General features: G+C 69.1%; 19 protein-coding genes. 9 read left to right on the top strand and 10 right to left on the bottom strand.

What is annotated here, in order from left to right:
- Nucleotides 1-288 precede the first annotated feature (288 nt).
- Nucleotides 289-4,305, bottom strand: coding sequence for an amino acid adenylation domain-containing protein (locus ACFYY8_RS18450; protein ID WP_390042235.1), 4,017 nt, complete (start codon nucleotides 4,303-4,305; stop codon nucleotides 289-291).
- Between the two features lie 58 nt (nucleotides 4,306-4,363).
- Nucleotides 4,364-4,552, bottom strand: a complete 189-nt coding sequence (locus tag ACFYY8_RS18445; protein WP_390042233.1) for a hypothetical protein — start codon at nucleotides 4,550-4,552, stop codon at nucleotides 4,364-4,366.
- Between the two features lie 307 nt (nucleotides 4,553-4,859).
- On the opposite strand from ACFYY8_RS18445, the gene ACFYY8_RS18440 reads away from it, so the two are divergent.
- On the top strand, nucleotides 4,860-5,735 hold the full coding sequence (locus ACFYY8_RS18440; protein ID WP_390042231.1) for a phenylalanine 4-monooxygenase: 876 nt from the start codon (nucleotides 4,860-4,862) through the stop codon (nucleotides 5,733-5,735).
- A 140-nt stretch (nucleotides 5,736-5,875) separates the two neighbouring features.
- Here the strand turns inward: ACFYY8_RS18440 and ACFYY8_RS18435 are convergent, their stop codons facing one another.
- Genes ACFYY8_RS18435 through ACFYY8_RS18410 form a run of 6 tightly spaced genes read right to left on the bottom strand, consistent with a single transcriptional unit; the run spans nucleotide 5,876 to nucleotide 14,163 of the window.
- On the bottom strand, nucleotides 5,876-6,121 hold the full coding sequence (locus ACFYY8_RS18435) for a phosphopantetheine-binding protein (RefSeq protein WP_390042229.1): 246 nt from the start codon (nucleotides 6,119-6,121) through the stop codon (nucleotides 5,876-5,878).
- A gap of 54 nt (nucleotides 6,122-6,175) precedes the next feature.
- Entirely contained in the window at nucleotides 6,176-7,687 is a 1,512-nt protein-coding gene (locus ACFYY8_RS18430; protein ID WP_390042227.1) for an AMP-binding protein, read from the bottom strand.
- The gene (locus ACFYY8_RS18425; RefSeq protein WP_390042225.1) at nucleotides 7,653-9,389 is read right to left on the bottom strand and encodes an aspartate aminotransferase family protein; all 1,737 of its coding nucleotides are present in this window, start codon (nucleotides 9,387-9,389) and stop codon (nucleotides 7,653-7,655) included. Before ACFYY8_RS18425 ends, ACFYY8_RS18430 begins: the two co-directional genes overlap by 35 nt.
- A complete protein-coding gene (locus ACFYY8_RS18420) occupies nucleotides 9,361-10,017 on the bottom strand; it encodes a GNAT family N-acyltransferase (RefSeq protein WP_390042223.1) in 657 nt (218 codons plus the stop codon). Before ACFYY8_RS18420 ends, ACFYY8_RS18425 begins: the two co-directional genes overlap by 29 nt.
- 28 nt (nucleotides 10,018-10,045) lie before the next feature.
- The gene (locus ACFYY8_RS18415) at nucleotides 10,046-10,996 is read right to left on the bottom strand and encodes a fatty acid desaturase family protein (RefSeq protein WP_390042221.1); all 951 of its coding nucleotides are present in this window, start codon (nucleotides 10,994-10,996) and stop codon (nucleotides 10,046-10,048) included.
- 23 nt (nucleotides 10,997-11,019) lie between these two features.
- A complete protein-coding gene (locus tag ACFYY8_RS18410; protein ID WP_390042219.1) occupies nucleotides 11,020-14,163 on the bottom strand; it encodes an amino acid adenylation domain-containing protein in 3,144 nt (1,047 codons plus the stop codon).
- A gap of 736 nt (nucleotides 14,164-14,899) precedes the next feature.
- Between ACFYY8_RS18410 and ACFYY8_RS18405 the strand changes: the two genes are divergently transcribed.
- Together ACFYY8_RS18405 and ACFYY8_RS18400 are read left to right on the top strand one after the other, a co-directional pair.
- Nucleotides 14,900-15,133, top strand: a complete 234-nt coding sequence (locus ACFYY8_RS18405; protein WP_390042217.1) for a hypothetical protein — start codon at nucleotides 14,900-14,902, stop codon at nucleotides 15,131-15,133.
- Nucleotides 15,134-15,142: 9 nt separating this feature from the next.
- Nucleotides 15,143-16,192, top strand: a complete 1,050-nt coding sequence (locus tag ACFYY8_RS18400; RefSeq protein WP_390042215.1) for an AI-2E family transporter — start codon at nucleotides 15,143-15,145, stop codon at nucleotides 16,190-16,192.
- 23 nt (nucleotides 16,193-16,215) lie between these two features.
- Here the strand turns inward: ACFYY8_RS18400 and ACFYY8_RS18395 are convergent, their stop codons facing one another.
- The gene (locus tag ACFYY8_RS18395; RefSeq protein WP_390042213.1) at nucleotides 16,216-17,178 is read right to left on the bottom strand and encodes a VOC family protein; all 963 of its coding nucleotides are present in this window, start codon (nucleotides 17,176-17,178) and stop codon (nucleotides 16,216-16,218) included.
- Nucleotides 17,179-17,273: 95 nt separating this feature from the next.
- Between ACFYY8_RS18395 and ACFYY8_RS18390 the strand changes: the two genes are divergently transcribed.
- The 4 genes from ACFYY8_RS18390 (at nucleotide 17,274) to ACFYY8_RS18375 (ending at nucleotide 20,670) form a co-directional block, all read left to right on the top strand.
- Nucleotides 17,274-17,852: a TetR family transcriptional regulator gene (locus ACFYY8_RS18390; RefSeq protein ID WP_390042211.1), complete on the top strand. Its 579-nt coding sequence runs from the start codon at nucleotides 17,274-17,276 to the stop codon at nucleotides 17,850-17,852.
- A gap of 177 nt (nucleotides 17,853-18,029) precedes the next feature.
- On the top strand, nucleotides 18,030-18,209 hold the full coding sequence (locus ACFYY8_RS18385; protein ID WP_390042209.1) for a hypothetical protein: 180 nt from the start codon (nucleotides 18,030-18,032) through the stop codon (nucleotides 18,207-18,209).
- On the top strand, nucleotides 18,210-18,842 hold the full coding sequence (locus ACFYY8_RS18380) for a LysE family translocator (RefSeq protein WP_390042207.1): 633 nt from the start codon (nucleotides 18,210-18,212) through the stop codon (nucleotides 18,840-18,842).
- A 409-nt stretch (nucleotides 18,843-19,251) separates the two neighbouring features.
- Nucleotides 19,252-20,670, top strand: coding sequence for an amidase (locus tag ACFYY8_RS18375; protein WP_390042205.1), 1,419 nt, complete (start codon nucleotides 19,252-19,254; stop codon nucleotides 20,668-20,670).
- Between the two features lie 94 nt (nucleotides 20,671-20,764).
- Here ACFYY8_RS18375 and ACFYY8_RS18370 read toward each other — a convergent pair whose 3' ends face one another.
- Entirely contained in the window at nucleotides 20,765-22,117 is a 1,353-nt protein-coding gene (locus tag ACFYY8_RS18370) for a serine hydrolase domain-containing protein (RefSeq protein WP_390042203.1), read from the bottom strand.
- 392 nt (nucleotides 22,118-22,509) lie between these two features.
- On the opposite strand from ACFYY8_RS18370, the gene ACFYY8_RS18365 reads away from it, so the two are divergent.
- Entirely contained in the window at nucleotides 22,510-23,370 is an 861-nt protein-coding gene (locus tag ACFYY8_RS18365; protein WP_390042201.1) for a hypothetical protein, read from the top strand.
- Between the two features lie 58 nt (nucleotides 23,371-23,428).
- Nucleotides 23,429-23,929, top strand: coding sequence for a hypothetical protein (locus ACFYY8_RS18360; RefSeq protein ID WP_390042199.1), 501 nt, complete (start codon nucleotides 23,429-23,431; stop codon nucleotides 23,927-23,929).
- Nucleotides 23,930-24,046 lie beyond the last annotated feature (117 nt).

Here is a 24,046-nt window from a genome sequence, read left to right as displayed (position 1 = left end):
CAAAGAGTCGGTGACGCCATGAGCCGGGATGGCGGGTTTCGGGACTTGTGCGAACCGTATTCCGTTTCGCGCGGAGAGTGAGGTGAATGCCCCACGACCACATCCGGACAATTTCAAATCAATGAAATTGATAGTTCGCGTCCGCAATATTTGCGATTAATCCGCATTTGACATTACAAGGTGGTCAGACTCGAAGTCAACGCTGTTATCACTTCTGTTTTCGCGTATCCGGCTGAACAGGTGATACGGCGGTGAACCGCGCCGGAGGAGAGCGCGGCGACCGGCCCGTCACGAAGCCGCCAGGCCGACGTCGCGGATCCTGGCCCCCAGGATCGGCCCCGTGACACGCGTCGCGTCGGCCTTCAGCACGTCCATATGCCCGGCCTCGATCCGGTGCGTCTCGACCGGCCCCTTGAGCGTCTCCCGCCACTCCTCGGAGGCCAGGCCGTCGTGACCCGGCTCCGGCGAGGCGTCGAAGAACAGGACGGGGCCGTGGAAGCTCCGCGACCGGTGTTCGGCCATGGCCCGGACGTTCTCCTCGGTGATCGAGACGAGGTCATCGATCACCTTCTCCTCCAGGGTCCCCAGGGAGCTTCCCGACTCCCGCAGCACCGTGGCGAGCTCCGCCGCCGGTGGACGGCAGGGCCCGCTCCAGCCCGGTGCGGTGATCCCGCCGAAGGCGAGGTGCAGCACGTCCGCCACGCCGTCCCGCACGACGCCGTCTCCCGCACCGCCGGGGAAGGAGTCGAAGAGCACGAGCAGGGCCACCTCCTCGCCCCGGCCTTCGAGCTCCACGGCGATCTGCTGCCCGACCACGCCGCCGAACGACCAGCCGACGATGACGCGGGGCCCGGCCGGGTGGATCTCCCGAATCTGCCGCAGCAACGCCTCCGCCAGGTCCGTGACGGACAGCGCCGAACGTCCGCCGAGAAGACGGGGGTCCTGCAGGGCGTAGACCGGATGGTCCGGCGGCAGATGGCTGATCAGCGCCGAGTAACACCAGCCCAGGCCGTTGATCGCGGGAACCAGGAAGATCGGCGTGCGCTCTCCCCGGGGACGGTAGGCCAGTACGGCGCCGAGGTCGTCGGGCGGGCCACCCCGGGTGAGGTGCCGTTCCAGGAGCGCGACGGTCGGATGGTCGAAGATCGCACGCACCCCGAGCTCGACCCCCAGCACCTCCCCGATCCGGCTCACCAGGCGGACGGCCAGCATGGAGTGGCCTCCCAGCTCGAAGAACCCGTCGTCCGCCCCGACCGCGGGCAGCCCCAGGACCTCCGCGAAGACGCCGCTCAGGATCTCCTCCCGGGCGGTGCGCGGGCGGGACGGGTCGAGGTCTCCGGCGGGACCGGGCGCGGGCAGCGCCGTACGGTCTATCTTGCCGTTCGTGGTCAGCGGCAGGGCGTCGAGCACCACCAGCGCCGACGGCACCATGTACTCCGGCAACCGTCCGGCCAGCCGGGCCCGCGCCTCGGCGGGGTCCAGGCCGTTCCCGTCCACGGGGACGACGTAACCGACCAGCCTCCGTTCGTCCTCCGCCCGCTCTCCCGCGCGGGCCAGCACGACGGCCTGGTCGATCCGGGGGTCGTCCGTCAGCGCGGCCTCGATCTCCCCCAGTTCGATACGGAAACCACGGACCTTCACCTGGTGGTCGGTCCGCCCGAGGAACTCCAGCTGCCCGTCGGGCGCCCACCGGGCCAGGTCTCCCGTACGGTACATCCGGGTGCCCGCCGGTCCGAAGGGATCGGCGACGAACCGCTCGGCCGTCAGGCCGGGACGGTTCAGATAGCCCCGGGCGACTCCGGCCCCGGCGATGTACAGCTCACCGGGGGTTCCGGCGGGGACGGGCCGCAGGCGCGCGTCCAGCACGTAGATCTGGGTGTTGGCCATCGGCCGCCCGATCGGCGGGTCACCGGGACGCCCGTCCGGGCCCGCGTCGATCGCCGCGAAGGCCGAATAGACGGTCGTCTCCGTGGGGCCGTAGGCGTTGACCACACGTGCCCCGCACGCGGCCAGCTTCCGCGGCAACCGGTCTCCGCCGATCACGATGAGCAGGTCCCGGAGCGCTTCGGGGTCCGCCGTACGCACCATCTCCCACAGCCCGGGCGTGCCCGACGCGAGACTGATCGAGTGGCGGCGGATCAGCGCGCCCACCTGGTGAGGATCGCGTACGGCCCCCTCCGGGGCGATCACCACCGTCGCCCCGCTGAGCAGCGGGGGGTACAGCTCCTGCCCGGCGACGTCAAAGGCGAGGTTGGTGGTCGCGAGCACCGTGTCCCCGGCCCCGAGGGGAAACCTCTCCCGCAGGTCGGAGAGGTAGTTCAGCAGTCCTCCCCTGGTGGCGGCGACGCCCTTGGGCCGCCCCGTGGACCCGGAGGTGTAGACGAGGTAGGCAACGGTGTCGGGGGTCACCGGTGCCGCCAGGTCGGAACGGGTGAGGTTCTCCGCGGAGTGCCCGGCCATGCCGGCCACGGTGGCGTGGTCGTCGAGAACGACGCGCAGGACGGCTCCGGTCCCCTCCTGCGCGGTGTGGGTGTCGGTGAGGAGTATGAGCGGACGGGTCTCGCCCAGCATGAAGGCCACCCGGTCCGCCGGGGTGCCGGGGGCGATCGGCAGATAGGCGGCGCCGGTCTTGAGCACCGCGAGGAGTGCCACCGGCGTCCACTCGGAACGGACCAGCGCCAGCGCCACGTAGCGCTCGGGGCCCGCGCCCCGTTCCATCAGGTACCGGGCCAGCCTGTTCGCCCGTTCGTTGAGCTCGGCGTAGCTCGTCGCGGCTCCTTCGCAGATGACCGCGGTGCGGCCGGGCGAGCGTTCCACCTGCCGTTCGATCAGCTCGACGACGTCGGCTCGGGGCAGCGGTCTGGCCGTGTCGTTCCACTCCCTGAGCAACCTGTGCCGCTCCGGCGGAGTGAGCAGCTCGATCTGGTCGATCGGCTGCCCGGGATCCGCCGCGACCGACTCCAGCAGGCGGGACAGCCGAGCCGACAGGGCGAGCGCGGTCGCGCGGTCGAACAGGTCCGCGCTGTACTCCAGCGTCCCGGTGAGTCCCAGCGGGGAGCCGTCCGCACTGTGCCGTTCACCCACATAGAGGGTCAGGTCGAACTTCGCCGTACCGCTCTCGGTCGGATGGGGAACGCTCTGGAGCCCCTCCAGGTGGAGGTCCGGCGCCTCACCCACGGCGGGCGAGAGGAACACCTGGAACAGCGGGTGCCGGGACAGCGACCGGGCCGGCTGCAGATGCTCGACCAGTTGCTCGAAGGGGAGGTCCCGGTGCTCGTACGCCGCCAGGTCGGCGTCGCGCACCCGCCGCAGGAGCTCGTCGAAGGTCGGCCGCCCCGAGGTGTCGGTGCGCAGCACGAGGGTGTTCACGAAGAATCCGACCAGGTCCTCCAGGGCCTCCGCGTCTCGGCCCGCCGTCGCCACGCCGACGGGGATGTCCGTTCCACCGCCCGAACGGGTCAGCAGTACGGCCAGCGCCGCCTGTAACACCATGAACACGGTCGCCCGATGGCGGTGCGCCAGCTCCAGCAGGTCCATGTGCGTCCAGGCGTCCGTACGGAACGGGACCTCGCCGCCCCGATAGGTCGCCTTGGCCGGACGAGGGCGGTCGGCCGGGAGCGACAGCTCCTCCGGCAGCCCCGCCAGCGCGTTACGCCAGAAGGCCAGCCTGGCGGAGATCCGGCTCTCCGGATCCCGCGGGTCCCCCAGCCTTTCCCGCTGCCACAGCGCGTAGTCGGCGTACTGGACCGGCAGCGGCTCCCACCCTGGTTCCCGCCCCGAGCGCCGGGCGGCGTAGGCCAGCGACAGGTCCGCGCTGAGCGGTGCCAGCGACCAGCCGTCACCCGCGATGTGATGGACCACCATCACCAGGATCTGTTCCGCGGGACCGGTGCGAATCACCTTCAATCGCACGGGCGGCTCGGCCGAGATGTCGAAGCGGTGGCCGAGGACTTCGGCGACCGCGGCGTCGATCTCGCCCGCCCCGCACTCGGTGAACTCCACTCTCACCCGTGCCCGATCCGCCGGGACGATCCGCTGGACGGGTTCGCCGTCCTGCTCGGCGAAGTGGGTGCGCAGGGATTCGTGCCGGGCCACCAGGTCGCGCACCGCCGCAAGGAACGCCTCGCGGTCCAGCTCGCCTCGCAGCCGCACGACCAGAGGCAGGTTGTAGGTGGCGCTCGGCCCGTCCATCCGGTGCAGGAACCACAGACGGCGCTGGGAGTAGGAGAGCGGCAGGGCCGCCGGACGAGGGTGCACGGCCGCGGGCTCCTCCACTCCGGGCCTCCCCTGCCTGGTTTCCGTCATGTCCGCCCCCTGTCAATCGGTCGAATCGCGAAATTCCGGCGAATTGCCATTTCGGCCGTCAATGCGCGGCGCCGGAGACGTCGATGTCCGGATCCGGCTCGATGTCGTATTCCGCGGGGCCGCCCCGGCAATTCTCAATGAAATGGCGCACGGGCCGGGTGATTCTGTCGGCGATATTCCGGGTTCCGGTCCTGATTCGCTTGTACGGGCTGCGAAGGAGCGAGGGACGGTCGTCGCCGAACGACATGGGGTCACGAGCGGATGGCGAAACATCCGCAGGTGGTGGCGGTGTTCGCCCGGTGACCGCCGGTGGGGGAACCCCGCCGTTCTCTTTTCACGCTCCACATTTCCATCCAGAAGAAAGGCAATGATTGATTCCGCGTCCGGGTATGTGTTCCCGGGCGCGGGGATCGCGATTTTTTTGCGGGCCGGTCTTCCATTTCGGGATCGAGTTGTTATTATTTCTGCATATGCCCACCGGAAATCGCGATAATTCCACGAGAGTGACCCGAACGCCGTAGCGGAAATTCGAACACCGATGAGAGGAACCTCCGATGTCCAAGGAAGCGACCCTCTACTCTCCCGTCATCAAGGATGAGCGGGGAATTGTCTCCGTAGTGTTCGCCAAGGACCACCCTGGATATGACGACCCGGAGTACCAGAGGCACCGGGCGGGGATCGCCGAGGCCGCTCTGCGGTACGTTCCCGGGCAGCCCGTGCCGGACGTCGTCTACACCGAGGAGGAACACGCGACCTGGCGCCTGGTGAACGCCGAACTCGCCGAGAAGCACCAGCGGCACGCCTGCCGGGAGTTCCTCGCGGGCAAGGAGCGCCTGGCGCTCCCGGACGACCGGTTGCCGCAGCTCGGCGAGGCCTCCGCCGCGATCAACGAGGCGACCGGATTCCGCTTCAGCCCGGCTGCCGGCCTGGTGGAGGTCCGTGACTTCTACGGTTCGCTGGCCGACCGCCGCTTCCAGGCGACCCAGTACATCCGGCACTTCTCCATGCCGCGTTTCTCCCCGGAACCCGACATGATCCACGAGGTGGTCGGCCACGGCAGCCATCTGTCGGCCCAACGGCTGGCCGACCTCTATGAGCTGTTCGGGAAGGCGGTTCGCCGGCTGCGTTCCAAGGAGGCCGTCGGCATGGTCTCCAGCGTCTTCTGGTTCGCCATGGAGTACGGCCTGGTCAGGGAGGACGGGGAGATCAAGGCGTGCGGAGCCAGTCTGCTCTCCTCCTGCGCCGAGCTGGAGCGCTTCCAGGAGGCCGACATCAGGCCGCTGGACGTGGCGTCCATGGCCGGTCAGGGTTATCTGGTCGAGCAGTACCAGCCGGTGCTCTTCTGCGCCGACTCCTTCGCGCACATGGAGGAGTTCCTGTCGACGTTCCTGATCACCGTGAGTGACGCGGACCCGCTCGCCACCACCTGAGAACGTCCCCGTCCCGCCCCCCGAGGATCCGGACGGCCGCGCCGTACGCGGGTGGACACCGTCACCCCGTGCGCGACCCTCTCCACATCGGTGTGGGGCGGGGCGGCGGGACACGGGATGACGGCGATCGTCGTGGACCGTCATCCGACGCAGTGCTTGATGAGGTCGCGGATGGTGACACCTCCGCTGGAGTTGAACGATCCGAAGTCGAAGGAGGTGTCGGTCTGATCCTCCAGGTAGGCCACAAGCGCCACCAGGGCCATGGAGTCGAGCAGCCCGGCCCCCTGAAGGTTGGTGTCCGCCTCGACGACGAGGTCCGCCTCCTCGTTCCACCTGGCCACCCAGCCGACGAGGTCGTTCTCCAGGGCGGTCATGTCAAAGCCCATGCGCGGTTCCCTTCCTCTGTTCCTTCGTGCAGGTCTGTTTCCCGTGCGGAACCGTCACCGGCCGTGTTCCGCGGCCCGTTCCGGCTGCTCCGGCCGCTTGGCCTGCGCGGCTTCGGCGAAGTACGCCGCCGCGAGCGGCCGGCTCAGCTTCAGGTTGGCGGTCATGTAGCGGGGGTCGTTCCGCAGGGGCCGGTCGGAGAAGACCAGCGACGTGATCCGCCGATGGGACTCAAGCGACTGGTTGATCTTCTCGATCCGCTCACGGATCGAGAAGATCAACGCGTCGTCCTTCGGGTCCGCCGGGGTGACGATCGCCCCGAGCCTGCCGGCTCTCGGAGTCGGGACCACGAGCAGTTCGACGACCCCCTCGACGTCGGCGAACAGGGACTCGACCTCGGCCGGGTGCACCTTGCGGCCGCTGTCGAGGACGATCACGTCCTTCTTGCGGCCCAGCAGGGTGAGGAAGCCGTCGTCGTCCAGCGTCCCGTAGTCGCCCGTCACGATCGTCCCGTCGGGACGGTAGGTCTCGTCGGCCGCGCCTGCCGTGTCGAAGTAGCCGGTGCTGAGCGGGGCGGGGCGGTGAACCAGCAACTCGCCGTCGGGCAGGAAGGTCACGGCCTCCGGGTCGATCAGCTTGCCCACGCTGCCCAGCCGGTGCTCCTCCTGCGTGTTCCAGGCGATCATTCCGGACTCGGTCATGCCGTAGGCCTCCAGCAGCCGCACCCCCTGAGCCCAGTAGGCCTCCAGGGTCTCCCGCCGGATGGGCGCCATTCCAGTGATCATGAAGCGGATTCCGCCGCCCAGGAAGTCACCGAGTGAGTCCCCGCCGGTCTTGTGAAAGAGCTGGAGCGCGGTGTCGTAGAAGACGGGCGGGGCGATCAGGAAGGTCGGCCGTTCGTCCCTGACCACACCGAATATCCGCTGGTAGGGAGCCAGAACCACGTCGGCCCCGATCCACAGGCAGCAGTAGACCGACAACCGCTGCTGGTAGTTGGACAGCGGCAGGAAGATCACATGCCGGTCCTCCGCGCCGACGCCGAAACACTCGATGAAACGGCTGATGACGTACTCGGTGCCCTTCCGGCTGACGTTGAGCCCCTTGAGCAGTCCCGAGGTGCCCGAGGAGAAGACGAGGCTGTGCAGGTCGCCCGGCTCGCCCCGGGGCGCGTCGGCCGGCACGACGTCCACTCCGGGCACGCCGTCCGGCCTCACCAGAGCGGGGTGGCCGGACGGCACCTCGGCGTCCGTGACGAGCAGCGCCAGCCCGTGACGGGTGACGAACTCCCCGGGATCACCGATCACGGTCTCGTCCGCGAACGCCTTGAGCACGGCGCCGCTCATCATGGCGGCGAGGTCCCAGAGCACCCAGTCGATGCCGTTGGCCGCCCGGATGCCCACCACGTGGCCCGGCCGTACCCCGGCGGCGGTCAGCCGCTCGGCGTACAGCACCGCCAGGTCGTGGAGCCGCCGGTGCGTCACCTCACGCCGGCGACCCGTGGAGTCGATCTCCACGACGACCGCCGAGGCGTTGTCACGGTAGCGGTCGGCGAGTTCGTGAAGCCTCATTCCTGCCCTCCTTCTCCAACGTCCGTTCCAGACTCGTGACGAGGTCCGTGAGCCGCCGGGTGACGAAGAAACCGATCCGTCCGCCGATCATGGATTCGTAGCCGCCGCTGCCGGTGTCCCACTCGATCCGGATCTCCAGCTCGCATCCGTCGTCCTCGTCCGGCTGCCGGACCCGCACCGACCGTTCGAGCGAGGCCCACAGCCAGCAGGGGTCGGCCCGCAGCGCGACACCGTCCTCCAGCCGCCGTGCGCGGTCGGCCCACACGACGTGGTCGTCACCCAGGGTCCCCCGGAACTCCGCCTCCGCCTCCGCTGACGTCGTGGCGTCGGCCTCCGGGTCCGCCGCGAACGGATCGAGGAGGTACGGCCTGTCGTGGAGCAGGTCCAGAACCTGCCGGGCGGGGTGGGCGCTCCGGACCCGCAGGGTCAGCGGCGACGTCACCGCCTGGGGCCGGTCCCGCCGTCCCCGGTGGGCCGCGGCCTCGGCCAGGACGACCTCCAGCGTCTCCAGGCCGCGTTCGAGGTCGGCCTCCGAGATCACCATCGGTGGCTGGATCCGCAGCACCCTGGTGTTGTACAGCGAGTAGGTGGAGGTCACGCCCGCCGCCAGCAGCCCGCCGAGCACCAGCCCCGCGATCGAGTCGTCGTGGAACTCAAGACCGTGCATCATGCCCAGGCCACGATGGGCCGCGACCAGTTCGGGGAAGCGTTCCACGATCCGTGCGAGCCGGTCCTCGATCACCCGGGCCTTCTCCCCGACCCCGGTGAGGAACTCCTCCTCCGTCGCGATGGCGATCGACTCCAGGCCGATCCGGCAGGACAACGGGTTGCCGCCCAGGCTGGAGCCGAAGGTCGAGGGAAGCGCCCGAAGCGTCTCCCACACCGCCTCGGTCCCCAGCACGGCGGAGATCGGGAGCATGCCCCCGCCGAACGCCTTGCCGATGCAGACGATGTCCGGGACCACGCCGAACCGCTGGTGGGCGAAGAAGGCACCGCATCTGCCGAAGGCTGTCTGCATCTCGTCGAGGATCAGCAGGGCGCCGTTCTCGTCGCACAGGCGGCGCGCCTCCCGCAGGTAGCCGGGAGGCGGCACGATCACCCCGGCCTCCGCCTGGACCGGTTCCAGCAGGACGGCGGCGGTTTCGCCGTCAACGGCCGCCGCCAGTTGCCCGAAGTCGCCGAAGTCGACCAGCTCGAACCGCTCAAGGAACGGCCCGAACAGGGCCTCGTGCTCGGGTCGCGCCGAGGCGCTCAGGGTGGCGAAGGTCTTGCCGTGGAAGCAGCCGCGGGCGCTGACGAACTTGGGACGTCCGGTCGTGGCACGGGCGAGCTTGAGGGCGTTGTCGATCGTCTCGCCGCCGCCGTTGGCCAGGTAGGCGAACGGCAGCCGGCCGCCGGTGAGCTCGGAGAGGCGTTCGGTCAGACGGATCTGCACCTCCTCGAACATGATCTTGGTGCTGTTCAGGACGCCCAGGTCGAGCTGGTCCCGCAGCGCCGCGACGAGGCGCTCGTTGGAGTAGCCGAACGACTGGTTGCCGTACTGGTCGAACAGCGCGAGAAAGGAACGTCCGTTCTCGTCCAGCACGCTGCTGCCGGAGCCCCGCCCCTGGACTCCGCAGCCCATCACGAACGCCATCTTCGAGTAGGTGGGATGGTTGTGCGCCGCCTTGGACTCAGCGAGCACCTGACGGTGTGTCCGCAACACGGCTCCCCTTGGCGTAGTCGTCGTAGTCGTGGAAGAAGTACTGCAACAGCCTGTTGCCGCGCCCCGCCTCGGTTCTGGCCCGCGCGGCGGCGCCCGCCAGGTCGAGCACGGCGACAAGGCTGAGCGGGGCCTCCCTGAACCTGACGTCCCGGTACGGCTCGTGCAGCGCGACGAAGCCGATCTCCGTGTAGAAGCTCCGCAACCCGCCTCCGGCCTCGGCGAAGAAGTCGCCGAGGACGTGGGTCGCGCCGTGTCTCGTGACGCTGTGCACCAGCCCCCGGCGCATCAGCGCCATCCCGATCTCGCGATGGCGGACCTGGGGCAGGGTCATCAGGTGGCCGAACTCGACCAACCGGCCCGCGGCTCGCAGGCTCGCGACGTCCACGACGTCCTCACACGGCAGACCGGCCACCGAATCCGGCACGATCTTGACCGTCCCGACCGCCTCCGCCCCCTGGTAGGCGACGATGTAGTCCGCGTGGGCGTCGAACCGGTCGAAGGTGTCGGCGGTGTCGGCGGCGTCGGAGAGGCGTCCCTGGTCCTGGACGTACACGGCGTCACGCAGCCGGAGCACGGCGTCCCGGTCGGCCTGTGACTGTGCCACGCGGAAGGTGACAGAGCTCATTTCTGCTCCATTCAACCGGCTCGTCCGGTCAGCGAGACTGTCCGATGATCAACTTCTTGAAGTAGTCGAAATAGCCCGTGTGGAAGTGGTGGAGCCGGTCACGGATCTCGACGTGCAGGTTCGGCAGCCGCGAGATCGGCAGGTTCGGCATCACGTGATGCTCGACGTGGAAGTTGTTGCCGTTGGTGAACCACGTCATCAGCCGGTTGGACCTGACGCTCCGCGTGTTGGCGAACACGTCCACGTTGAGCGTCTCGCAGCCGTGGTGCTCGGGCAGTTCGATCAGGGCGTGCACCGGAGCCGCGACGGTCAGCAGCGGCAGCAGCCAGGCCCAGAGCATGAACGGCGAGCCGGTCACCACCGAGACGACGGTCAGCGTGACGAGCACGGCCAGTATCAGGAGGTGGTCGTAGCGGATACGCCGTGAGACGGTGCGGGTCTCACCGTCGAAGTCCCTGCCGAGCAGGGAACGCCCCAGGTTCACCAGGAACAACCGGTAGTGGTGGAACATGGTGAACCGCGCCGTCCAGTCCATCGCGCGCCGGAACCCGGACTCGTCGTCCGCGTCGCCGTACTGGTCTCCGTAGTCGAAGAACTCACGGTTCATCGCGGTGCCCAGATACCGATGGTGCCGCAGGTGGGCGACCCGGTAGGCGGCGAACGAGATGAGCATCGGCAGGCCGAGCAGGGTCCCCGCGATCGTGTTGGCCCGCTTGTTGCGGAAGGCCAGGTTGTGCAGGGTCTCGTGCTGAAGTTCGGCGGCGTGCGCGAACATGCAGCCGATCAGGACGACACCCGGAATCCTGGCCCACAGTGTGGGCTGCAGGGCGAGCACCAGACCGGCGGTGGTGAGGGCCCCGAGCATCAGGAGCTTGAGCGTGAAGATCGCCCCCCGGGTCTCGGTTCGCAGGTGCTTCAGCGAGGCCCGAAGTTCCGCGGCGCTTTCCGGTGCAACCGTCTCGTCCGCCTGGGATTCCATCTTTCCCCCATCTCCCTCGGCCGTCAGGAGGTTTCGGTCTGTTTCCGCAACGCGTCGTCGACGAGTCCTGCCAGGCCGGCGGGCGTGGGCGCGTCGAAGAGCTCTCGCACGGTCAGCTCCACGCCGACCGTCTTGCGGATTCGGGCGAGCAGGCGGACGGCGGACAGGGAGTGCCCGCCGAGGTCGAAGAAACTGTCGTCGATCCCGGGCGGTTCGGCTCCGAGGATCGCGGCGAACAGCTCGACCATGAGCCTCTCGTGCGCGGAGACCGGCGGACGGCTCGCGACCGCCGTCACCTGCTGCGGAGGCGGCAGCGCCCTCCGGTCGAGTTTCCCACTGGCCGTACGGGGCAGGCCGGCGATCCGCGTGATCACGCTCGGGACCAGGTGGGCGGGCAGTCCGGCGGCCAGCCTGGCGCGCAGACGTTCGGGGTCCGGCTCCGCGCCTGGCTCCGCCACGACGTATGCCACCAGCCTGCGGTCTCCCGGCGGGTCCCCCCACACCGTGGCGGCCGCTCCGGCGACCCCCGGGGAACGGACCAGGGCCGCCTCGATCTCGCCGAGCTCGATCCGGAAACCCCGCACCTTGACCTGGTCGTCATTGCGGCCGACGAACGTCAGCTCGCCGTCCGCCGTCCAGCGCACGAGGTCACCGGTGCGGTACAGCCGGGCACCGGGACCGGCGAACGGGTCGTCTCCGAAGCGTTCGGCGGTCAGGACGTCCCGGCCGAGATAGCCGAGGGTCACCCCGGCGCCACCGACGTACAGTTCTCCGACCGCGCCCGCCGGGACGAGTTCCATCCGGTCGTCGAGCACGTAGACCCGCACGTTGCGCAACGGCCTGCCGATCGGCGGGGCGTCCGCCTGCGACGGCGAAAGCCGGGTGCTCATCGCCGTCGACACCGTCGCCTCGGTCGGCCCGTACCCGTTGATCAGCGTGCAGACCGGGCTCCACCGTTCGATCACGGCCGGCGATCCGGCCTCGCCGACGATCGAAACCGTCGTGCCGCCCGGCCATTCCCCCGGCGACATGACCTCCAGGGCCGACGGCGGCAGCACCAGGTCGTTGATCCGCTTCTCGGTGACCAGCCGGGTGAGGTCCGGGCCCGGCGTCAGACGCTCCGCGGCGGCCGAGACCAGGGTCCCGCCGTTCAGCAGGGACTGGGTCATCTCACCGACGAAGGCGTCGAAGCTGGACGACGCGAACTGCAGGGTACGGGTTCCCGGTCCCGAACCCAGGCGGTCCACCATGGCCGCCACCAGGTTGACCACTCCCGAGTGCCTGACCACCACGCCCTTCGGCACACCCGTGGAACCGGAGGTGTAGATGACGTAGGCGGGCTGGTCCGGGGAGAAGGCGGCGCCGCGCTCCTCGTCGGTGAGGTTCCGTCCGGGCTGGTTCCGTACGGCCTCGGCGACCTCGGCGTGGTCCAGGAGCAGGCACCGGGCGTCCAGTTCCGCGGCGAGTCCCGCGGTGACGGAGTTCAGCACCACCAGCGCCGGTTTCGCGTCGCCCACCATGAAGGAGAGCCGGGCGGCGGGGTAGGCCGGGTCCAGCGGCAGGAAGGCGGCGCCGGTCTTCAGCACGCTCAGGGCGGTGATGTGGAGATCGGCCGAGCGCGGCAGCGCGAAGGCCACGATCTGGCCGGGCCCCGCCCCCAGGCTCAGCAGGTGCCGTGCCAGCCGGTTGGCCCGCTCGTTCACCTCGGCGAAGCTCAGCACGGTGTCCTCGAACTCGATCGCCGGGGCCCGCGCGGTCCGCGCCGCCCAGTCCTCGACCAGCTCGTGCACCGCGGTGGGCGGGATCTCGTGGACCGGCCCGGTCCCCCACTCGCGCAGCCGCGCCCGCTCCGCGGGGCCGACCAGCGGAATCCCGTGAACGGGCGTGCCCGGGTCCTCCCGCACCAGCGAGTCGAGGAAGAAGAGGAAACGCCGCAGGTGGGCCTCCGTCTCCTCCACGCTGTGGATCTCGGGGTGCGCGTCGACGATGATCTCGAACGTGTCGTCCGCCGACGTGCGGTAGAAGGTCACCGACAGGTCGTCCGCGGCGGAGAGCGAGATGGTGCGCACGGTCGCGGCGGCACCCGCGAAGTCGAGCGCGTAGTCGAAGTCCATGACGTTGACGACCTGTCCCCACAGCTTTCGCCCCGTTCCCAGCAGCCCCGTCTCCCTGGCGAGTTCCGCCGAGGGGTAACGGGAGTGCTTCAGCGTCTGCCGCAGTTCGAGCGACACCTGCCGGGCGAAGTCGGCCACGCTCGTCCCGGGGACCATCGGAACGCGCACCGGCAGGCCGTTGGTCGTCATGCCGGGGACCCTCCGCACCTGCGGGGTCATCCGCGCCATCGCCGGTATGCCGAGGACGACCTCGTCCGCGTTCGTCATCCTGCCCACGTAGGCGGCTGTGATCCCGGTGGCCAGGTCCGACCAGCTCACCCCGAAGCGGTCGGCCGCCGCCCGCAGGCCTGCGATCCTGGCCGGGCCGAGGTCGGCCCGGCGCCGGTGGGCGATCCGCACGGCGGAGGAGGACCGGCCTGCCAGCCGTACCGGGTCGGGGCGGTCGGCGAACCTGGCGAGCCAGTGGGCGTGGTCTGTCGCGAAGCGCCTGGACTCCTCATACTGCTTCTCGCTGCTGAGAAGCTCCTGGAAGGCGGGGAAGGCTCCGTCCTCGCTCGCGCGTCCCTCGGCCAGCGCGGTGTAGACCGCGGCGAGGCGGTTGTGGATGAGCGCGAGGCTCCAGCCGTCCACCACGGCGTGGTGGACCCGGCGGTAGAGGACGAAACGGTCCGCGGCGGTCCGCAGCAGGGCCGCGCCGCAAAGTCTGAGCGGGTCGATCGGCCGCCTCATGTCGGCCTGCATCCAGGCGTCCGCCTCCGCGACGGGGTCGGACTCAGCGCTGAGGTCGAGGTAGACGAGTGGCGTGTTACCCGCGGGATCGACGTACTGCCGGTATCCGTCCTCGGTGCTCACCAGGCGCAGGCGAAGCGCCTCGGCCTCGTGCTCGACCCGCTCGTTCGCCGCCCGCATGACGGCCGGATCCACCGTCCCGTGGATTTCCAGGCAGTCGGTGATGCAGTTGGTCGGGTCCGTCAGGTCAGACGATTGAGCCATCCATGTACGCAGCTGTGCGGAGAGCAGCGGCCATTCTTCCACCCCGTGATCGAGCAACATTCATCCTTCCGACACAGGCCATAGACATCGAAAATGCATTAGCTGTGCGTGCGGATCCCGCGCGGGCCGACTTGGCAGACCCAACGAGTTAAATGCCGGACAACGAGAGCCGACACCTTGACGAACTGATTAACTGTATAAATTCAGATCAGTCATACCTCGACATACTTCCTTCGCGTAGCAGACCGTGTCAAGGGTGCCATACGGCCCGTATGTCGCTGGTGACGATAGGTTCCCCGGCTGACCAGCGCGTCTTGCGCCTTCTCTTTCTCACCATTACAGACGGTTCACAAAACGAACAATATGTAGTCGCATATCAGGACGCGCCGGGCACGGAGAGCAACAAATAGAAGGCAGGCCATTAAAGGATGCGGATCTTCGTTTTTCGCCTCCCGGATCGGGTGGGCGGCACGCGCATTCACACCTGTATCGGCGGCGAAGAATCCCGGGTGGCGCGGCGGACACTGTCTGCCATATTCGCCGGACACGGAGACGCGCCGATGTCGTTCGCGCTTTCCACGGCCCGCCGGGCGGACCGGTGGCGGAGACGGCCGGAGACCGTGACGGGCCGCCGGGCGCCGGTCCGTCACGGCGGCGATCCTCGTCCCGGGCGGGCCTGTCCGATAATGCGCCAAAACTGCACAAACAGCATCACCCTTGACCGGGTCCACACGGCCCCCATCAAAGCGACCAAAACGGCGAAACCTCGCCCCATTGGGCCGGTAGGTTGCCAAGCATGACCACCAAGATCGCTGAGTGCGAACCCGCCGGGCCCTGGGAGGGGTTCCTCGCAGAAGCCGCACCGTCGGCGGACAGCAGTGGTGCGGGCGTCCTCGTGCTGTCCGGGCCGAGCGGCCGTTCGCTGAGGCCGGTGGCGCGGGTGGAGCGCCCCAACCGGTTCCGGGGCGTACGGTATGCGATCGGCCAAGGGGTGTGTTGCCGGGCGGGGACGACGGAGATGATCACATAGCGTCACGGCATGCCGGTGAGAAACCCCGCGTCGTCGTCCGTCGGATTCCGCACTCTCACGACCTGCGCGGCGGCGGTGATCGTGCTGTGGGGGGTCAGGCAGCTCAGCGCGGTGATCGCCCCGGCGTTCCTGGCGCTCACCCTGACGATCGCCGTGAGCCCGCTGCGTAACAGGCTGAAGGGATGGGCGGCGGCCTTCGTCCCCCTCGCGGTCATCCTGCTCGTGCTGTGCGCCCTCGGCGGAGCCGTGGTGGTCGCCGCGGCCAGGTTCGCCGACCTCGTCCCGCGGTACGCCGACCAGTACCGGCGTCTGCTGGCGTCCGCCGGCAGGGCCCTGCACGACATCGGCGTCGACCAGTCCCAGGTCAGGAAGGCGCTGAGCGGCATCGACCCCGACCGTCTTGTCCAGGCGGCGCAGAGCCTGCTGTCCGGTCTCACCGGGACGGTCTCGGCGGTGCTGATCACCGTCCTGGTCCTGTACGGCATGAGCCTGGACGCGGCCGTCCTGCAGCGGGCGACGGGTGCTCTCACGACCGAACGCCCCGACCTGGTGACCGCGTTACGGGGATTCGCCCGTGACACCTGTGCCTACCTGATGGTCTGCACGGTCTTCGGACTGATCGTGGCGCTGCTCGACACGGCGGTCCTGGCACTGCTCGGTGTGCCGTTGCCACTGCTGTGGGGCCTTCTTTCGTTCATCACGAACTACATCCCCAACGTCGGTTTCGTCATCGGGCTGGCTCCCCCGGCCGTGCTGGCGTTGCTGGACTCCGGGGTGGCCACCATGCTCTGGGTGATCGCGGCCTACTGCGTGCTGAACTTCCTGATCCAGTCGGTCATCCAACCGAGGTACGCGGGGCGGTCGGCCCGTCTGTCCACCACCGTGACCATGCTCTCCCTCCTGGTGTGGACCTGGGCTCTGGGCGCCCTCGGGGCGATTCTGGCCGTGCCGCTCAGTTCCTTCGTCCGTGCCGTACTGCTGGACGCCGACCCCACGACCTCCTGGGCCTCCCCCTTCGTCACGGGGCATGACGAGCGTTCGAACGAGAAGTCCCGCTGACGGAGTTCTCGGCGGGGCCGGCGTCAGCCGTCCTGACGGAAGACGACCGCGACACCCAGCGCGGCGTCGGCGGGCACGAACATCTCCTCAGGGCCGGTCCGGACGACCGGGATGTCGTTGTCGCCCAGGAGCTTTTCGGTGATGGAGAGGTCGCGTACGGCTACCGCGTAGGCGACGAACGCGGGCAGGGCCGCCGGTCGCTCACCGGGCAGCAGGTCGGCGAGCGCCGATGCGGGCACGACGGTGACGTTCGCCCGGTCGAAACGCGTTACCCGACCGTGTCGTGCCCGGCCGAAGTAGCCTTCGTAACGGTGCTCCACCTCGGGCAGCGCCGTCTCGGCCACACACAGCACGGATTCGACCAGCCCGATCGCGCCGTTGGGATGGTCGACGTGCCGCTGGTCCTGGGAGGCCTCGGCCGGCCTGTTCTGAGCGAACCCGATCCTGCCTTCCGGCACGCGTCCCGGTGACAGCCGGGGGTCGGAGATCTCCAGGTAGCGGGCGGGTTCCATGCTGGTCCCCGTGGCGGTCTCGACGGGCCGCTGGATGTCGTGGACGCCACCGTGGTTGACGCCGTCGGCCGTCAACCGCGTGGCCACGTGGTCGATGTCGGGTGTGTCGGCGATCACGATGTGCACGCCCTGGAAGCGCTGCAGCAAGGACGCGATGCCGTCCGCGGTGGCCCGGATGGCGGCCCTCAACCCCGCCACCCTGTCCTCGGGCACCCGCAGGGGAATGGGGCGCGCGTCGCCGGGCATGCGGCCGGTGCCGTCGATGACGGCCACCAGCTCGACGAAACCACGCGGGAAGTACACGTGGGCGTTGGCCACCCCGAACGGCTCCGCGGGGCCTCCCGGTGTGGCCGGCATGACCGGATAGGCGGGGGCGGCCACGGCGAAGCCGAGCCGCCGGTAGCGCTCCATCGCCTGGTCCAGGTCGTGCACGATGTGGCCGACGTGGTGCAGGCCGTTGATGTCATGGCCCATGGCGGGCACCTCCGGGTCTTTCGGTCCGATTATTTTGATAGTCAACTCTTTTTTGAGAGTACACCATCTTTTGTGTGTGCGGTAGAATCTTCTACGTGGCTGAGATCGGACTGCGTGAGCGTAAGAAGGCCAGAACCAGGGAGACGATCCTGCGTGAGGCCTTCAGGCTCTTCCGCGAGCGTGGCTACACCGTCACCACCGTCGAGCAGATAGCCGAGGCGGCCGAGATCTCCCCGGCCACCTTCTTCCGCTACTTCCCGACGAAGGAGGACCTGGTCACGCTCGACCGCTTCCCACCTCTCGTCGAGGCACTGGCCTCCCAACCGCCGGGCGCTCCGGTCACCGTGCTACGCGGCGCGTTCCGCGAGGCGTTCGCCGCCCTGTCCGCCGAGGAGATCGCCGCAGGGCACGCGCGGGAGGTGTTCGCGGCCACCGTGCCCGAGCTACTGGTGGCCAACCTGCGGAGAAGTCCTCACCTGATCGGCGAAGTCTGCTCCATCGTGGCGGAAAAGGCCGGATGCGCCGGGGACGATCCGCGGATCCGGAATGCGGTCGGTGCCGCCTTCGGCGTGGTGGCGATGGTCTGGGTGCAGTGGGCGCGGAATTCCGGCCTTGACGGCCCGGCCGAGATCGACACGGCGCTGGCACACCTGGAGTCGGGCCTGATCCTGTGAACCGGATGCCCGAGGCCGGGTGCTCGAAGCTTCCGTTATCGGCCACCACCACGGCCTCCCGCGGCGCGCAGCACCTTCGGTCGAACCCGGACGATCCGCCGCGCCGTCGCCCACGGAGGTGTTCAGGGCCTTCCTCGGCGAACGCGGCGCCGTGACCCCAGACCGTTCATACGCCGGATGTCCGGCATTGCTGACCGCCACGGACAGTCCGTGCTCGCCGCGCGCCCGATGGTGAATGCGGCGACTGCGCACACCGCAGGTTTTCACGGTTACGGACGCCCGGGTCGCGCACAACATGACATCCGCCGCGATCCACACATGCTCAAGGTGTTCGACCAGAATGACAGGATGATCTGAATGCCGATTGATTCACATCTGCTCGCCGTGTTCACGGTAACCACCGTCGTCGCTCTGATCACCCCGGGCCCGGACATGTTGTTCGTACTGGGTTGTGGTGTGCGGGGTGGCGCCCGCGCCGGGCTGCTGGCCACGCTCGGCGTGGTCACGGGGGACGCGTTGTACATCGCCGCGGCGGCGGCCGGGCTCTCCGTGCTGCTGACGACGCTTCCCGTCGTGTTCACGGCGCTGCGGCTCGCCGGCGCCGCGTACCTGATCTACCTCGGCGTCCAGATGCTCCGCAACCTCAGGAAGGGCCGGGCCGACGATCGGACCGGCAGCGGCATGACCGGCCGGCGTGCCTTCCTCAACGGTGTGGTGTCCTCCATGGCCAACCCGCAGACGTTCACCTTCATGGTCGCTTTCCTGCCCCAGTTCATCGACCCCGGGGCGGGGCCGGTCTGGCTGCAGTTCGCCATCCTGGGCGCGATCCTGATCATCTTGGAGTTCCTGGCCGACGCGACGGTCGGTGTGCTGGCGGGGCGGATCGGCGGCTGGCTGCGCGACCGGCAGGTGGTGCGCCGCCGTCTCGACGCCGCGACCGGAACCCTGTTCATCGGCTTGGGCGTGACTCTCGCGTCTGCTCCGAACTGACCTGTCCGCAGCCAGGGCAACCGCCGGTGTGCCCGTCTTGACCACCGGCGCGTAGCCGATGTTCAGCGCCCGGCCGCGGACCGGGATGAGGAAGCCCTGGGCCGTACGGCCGGGTCCGGACACACGATGCCGACCCGCAGGCCGATGCCTGCGGAGTCTGGATATTTCAGTTGATGCCGAAAGCCGGGCTCTGTAAGGCTTTCCCTTGATGTCCCGAGCGTAGAAACACCTCGATCACCGACAGGTGGCGGCCCGGTTGAGGCCGCCGCCCTGTCGACGCTGCCCGTCGTCGCAGCCGTTCGGTTCGCCGGACGCGCCGCCGACCCATGTGAGCGACGAGGGCTCCGGCGACACGGAGCCCTCCTGTGATCGATGTGGGCGTCGAGGACGCCAAGAGGGACTGGATCTTATGGAACTTCACGAGTACGCGCGGTACGACGCGATCGGGCTCCGGAAACTGATCAGGGCGGGAGAGGTCACCGCCGAAGAGGTGGAAACCGTGGCGCGCGAGGCCCTGGCCGTGGCGAACGACCAGGTGAACGGCCTGGCACTGCCACTGTTCACCCCGGCGCTCGAACATGACGAGACCGGGCCCCTGGCCGGGGTGCCGTTCCTCATCAAGGACCACGGGCCGGTGGCTCGGGGAATCCCGTTCTCCATGGGGAGCCGGGCACTGCGGGGCGTCGTCGCCCGGCACGACAGCGACCTGATGACCCGTTTCCGGGCCGCGGGCCTGGTCACCCTGGGCCTGACCACCGTGCCGGAGATGGCGGTCAGCTTCGCCACCGAGTCCGTCAGGTACGGGCCGACGCGCAATCCGTGGAACCTGGAACGGGGCGTCGGCGGTTCGAGCGGTGGCGCGGCGGCCCTGGTCGCGGCCGGTGCCGTACCCGTGGCCCACGGCGGCGACGGAGCGGGGTCCATCCGGATCCCGGCCGCCTGCTGCGGACTTGTCGGCCTCAAGCCGAGCCGAGGCCGTGTCCCGTGCGGGCCCGACATGGGAGAGGCGATGCTCGGGATGGTCTACGAGTTCGGGCTGACCCGGACCGTCCGCGACGCCGCTCACCTGCTGGACGCCGTTCAGGGGCCCGGCGTCGGCGACAAGTACACCGCGCCACCGCCACGGGGCCGATACGCCGACGTCCTGGGAGCGGAACCGGAGCCGCTGCGGGTGGCGGTGACCACGGCCGCCTGGTCGGGAGCCCCGGTGGATCCTCAGGTGGCGGCGACGACGCTCCTGGTCGGCCGGACGCTGGAGGAGATGGGACACGCCGTCGTCGACGCCCGCCCGGCCCTCGACTGGGACGACGTCCTGCACTGCGCGACGGCGGCGTCCGTGGCGATCGCCTCCACACTGCTCCTGGCCCCGCGCCGCCCCGACCCGGCCAAGCTGGAGGCGGTCTCCAGACGGCTCCTCGAAGTCGCGAAGGATTACAGCGCGCTGGACATGATGGCCGCCTTCGGCGCGCAGAACCGTGTGACCCGATCGGTGGGCGCGTTCTTCACCGAACACGACCTGCTCGTCACGCCCACGTTGGGCAGGCTTCCAGCCCGTCACGGCACCCTTCGCTACGACGACCCCGACCACACCCTGGCGAGCTGGCTACGATCGATCTTCGACTACGGCCCGTTCACCATGGTCTTCAACGTCTCCGGACAGCCTGCGATCAGCCTGCCGCTCGGTCAGAGCGACGACGGGCTGCCGATCGGGGTACAGATCATCGCGCCCTACGGCCGTGAGGACCTGCTGTTCCGCGTCGCGCACCAGTTGGAGCAGGCGATGCCCTGGATCCATCGGATCCCGCGCTTCTCCATCGGAAGGCGCTGACAGCCGTGGCGCCGTACGGGGGCCGCCCGTAACCCGGGTCGGCGACGGCGCCACCGGTCCCGCGAGGACGATCCGAACGGGACCGGCAGGCGCTCTAGTCCGTGACCCGTGGTACGGCGCGCAGGTTGTAGAGGAAGCGCCCGTCCTGGAGGAAGGAGATCAACGGGTGCAGCCCCTCGTCCGGCTCGACGCCGACGAAGCGGTTGTCGCCGGCGTGGACGTAGCGCGCGGTCGTGCCGCTCTCCCCGAACTGCGCCGCGAGGCCGTGCGGGATGTCGGTGATCTCCAGCTCGTCGGCATCGGCCCTCACCTCGTAGGTGACCGACGGCGCGGAGTACTTCCCGGTGCAGGTCTCCGGAAGGAACGGCACCGGCGTGTCCGGCGGCAGCACCCGCGACGGCAGGCGGATCCCCACGGTGGCCGAGAGGATCTCCGCCAGTACCTCGTCGATGAAGGCCGAGGTGTGGCCGCCGTTCGCGTGGACGGCGAGCACCAGGTCCCGGCCGGGCACGATGCGCCAGATCGCCGACTGCCCCGGGGTGCTGCCGTCGTGACCGACCACGGGCTCGCCGTCCCAGTCGAAGAGCATCAGCCCGAGGCCCCAGGCGGCCGGGTATCGCTCCCCCAGCTGCGGCAGCGTGACCTGAGGCCTGCACATCTCGGTGAAGGTTCCCGAGGGCAGCACCCGCGTCCCGTCGGCCGCCACGCCGTCGGCCAGCAGCATCCGCCCGAACCGCACGAGATCGCGCGGCGCGGCGCTCGGCGTGGACCCGGCCGGCGCGTTCGACTGCGGCAGCTGCCGCCGGGGTGACACCCGCAGCGGCTCGCCGACGTGCCCGACCGCGGCCCGGAACATGATCGCCTCCTCAGCGTAGAGCGCCATGTGCCGCGCTCCGAGAGGATCGATCAGCAGCTCCCGCATGGCGGCCTCCCACGTACGCCCGCGCAGCTTGGCGACGAGGGCGCCGAGGGCGCAGTAACCGGCGTTGCAGTACGAGAACAGCTCCCCCGGCCCGCTGACCTGCCGGGCGTTGTCGCGCATGAACGCGACGAACTTGGAAATCGCGTCGTCCCCGCGTCCGGTGTCCTCGAACAGGTCCCCGTCGAACCCACCGGTGTGCGACAGCAGTTGCCGCACGGTGATGCTCTCCGAGGCGGCGGCGTCCAGCACCCCGAACTCGGGAAGGTACCTTCGGACCGGCTCATCGAGGTCGACCAGTCCTTCCCCGGCGAGCTGCATCACCAGGGCGCCCGTCCAGGCCTTGGTGATCGACCCGATCTGGAACAGGCTGTCGACGGTGGCCTCAACCCCGGTGTCCAGATTGACCACTCCGGCGGCCGCCTCGGCCAGCTGATCCCCCATCCCGACGGCCACCGCGGCTCCCGGCACCCCATGCCGCTCGACGGCCCGGTCGATCCATCCCTGAAGATCCGGAAGAAGCGTCATATCGAGGACCGTACTCGCAAGCCCTTCTCCGCAGGGTCGGGCGGCGAGGGAGAGCGCGGCCTTCTCGATCGCCTCACGCAGTTCGGGTCGGCTCATCAGGCTGACCGGAACCATGGGGTCCCGGACGGCTTCCACGCCTCCCGAATACGACAAAACGGGCATATTGCCAGTGTTGTCGAGGCGACCATGTTTTGTTTCGACGGCGAATCGGGATTTCAGACAATTCACCGGCCGCCCAGACTGAGCCCTGCCTGCCGCCACCCGGGACCGTCTCCAGCGGTCACAGGGCAGGGATTTTCGCCAGAGGAGCGACGGCGGGTACCGCATCGACATGGACTCCGAGCAGAACGGGGACACGCATGCTCTTCACGGGGCGTGGACGGGCCGTAACGGTGATCGCAGGCCACGCTCTGGCCCTGGGGTTGCTCGCCGGTTGCGCCACCGACCCCGGCGCGCCGCCTGCTCCGCTCACCCAGACCGACTACGTGGTCCTGAAACGCGCGGAACTCCTGCTCATCCGCGACTGCATGCGAGAGCAGGGTTTCTGGTACTGGGTGCCGAAGATGTGGGAGCCGCCGCGGGGATTCGGCCTCGTCCTGGACGATCCGGACTGGGCGCGTGAGCACGGGTACGGGGGGCTCGATCAGCAGAAGGTCATGCAGGAGAAGCGGGACGACCCCAACCTCGCCTACCGCGACAGCCTGCCCGCTGCCCGCCGAGCCCGGTACACCCTCGCCATGGGCGGCGGCGACGACGTCAAAGTGCTCACCGCGCACCTGCCCGACGGAGGAACGATCAACAACGCCCTCGGCGGGTGCCAGCTGTCGAGCAACGAAAAGCTCTACGGTGACCGCGAGCGATGGTTCCCCCTGGACACGCTCGCCTCCAACATCGCGCCGCTGTACATGCGGGCGATCGCCAAGGACGCGCGCTTCACCGCGGCCCTGTCCTCATGGTCACGATGCATGCGCGGGAAAGGCCACGCCTACGCCACGCCAATGGAGATCCGGGCTGCCCTTCCCGGTCTCACCAAAGGGCTGACTCCCGCCCAGGCTCATGCCGTCGAGGTGAAGCTGGCGGTGGCGGAGGCCACCTGCGCGCGCGCCACCTCGCTCACCTCGACCTTGCGCGCGCTGCAGGCCGAGTACCGGCCCAAGGTGGAGGGGCCCGACGCGGCCGGTCTCCGGACCCACGCCCGGCTGCTGCGCGAGGCACTTGAGCGCGCGAAAGAGATCAACCGATCCACCCCCTGACCTCCGCGACGCAAGGTCGCGGATCGCCCTTCAACCAGGGCTCACGAAGGAGAGAACCATGCGCAAGATCCGACTCGCGGCTGTAGCCGTGGGCCTGGCGGTCGCCGTAGTTCCCGTGTCCTCCCCCTCCTCGGCGGCCGGTACCGCCATGGAGTCGCACTGCCTCACGATGAAGAAAATCTACGGGCAGGACGGCGATGTCAACGCCTACGCGGACACCTTCTGCTACGGGGGCGAAATCGGCTACGACTCGGGTGACGACCCCAACTGGGCCGACAACTCGGGTGGGTTCCGCGACAGTGCCGGTAACAACGCCATGTCCGTCCTCAACACCGGCATACCCGGAAAGTACGAGGTCGTCGCCCTGTACGACTACGAGAACTACGACTACGCCGCCGGATACCGATGCCTGGGTGTGGGCGACTGGGAGTCCGACCTGAGCAAGTTCAGGTTCGTCGACTCCAACGGCAACACCAAGGGCCCCATGGCCCGCCAGATCTCCTCGCATCGGTGGGTCACCCGCAGCGCCTGCTCGGCCAACAGCTGGATCGGCCTGTAACGGGCGAGCAACGATCGACGCCATCATCGGATGGCGGATCCCTCGCTGAACAATCCAGTGATGGTCACGCGAGCCGTTTCCGAACCCGCGTCATGACGGCCACCGGCCCCACAGCTG

Origin of the sequence: Streptosporangium sp. NPDC001559 (assembly GCF_042893955.1) — a bacterium.
Classification (GTDB): domain Bacteria; phylum Actinomycetota; class Actinomycetes; order Streptosporangiales; family Streptosporangiaceae; genus Streptosporangium.
The sequence above is the reverse complement of the archived record's forward strand: the minus strand, read 5'-3'. Positions and strand labels throughout refer to the sequence as shown.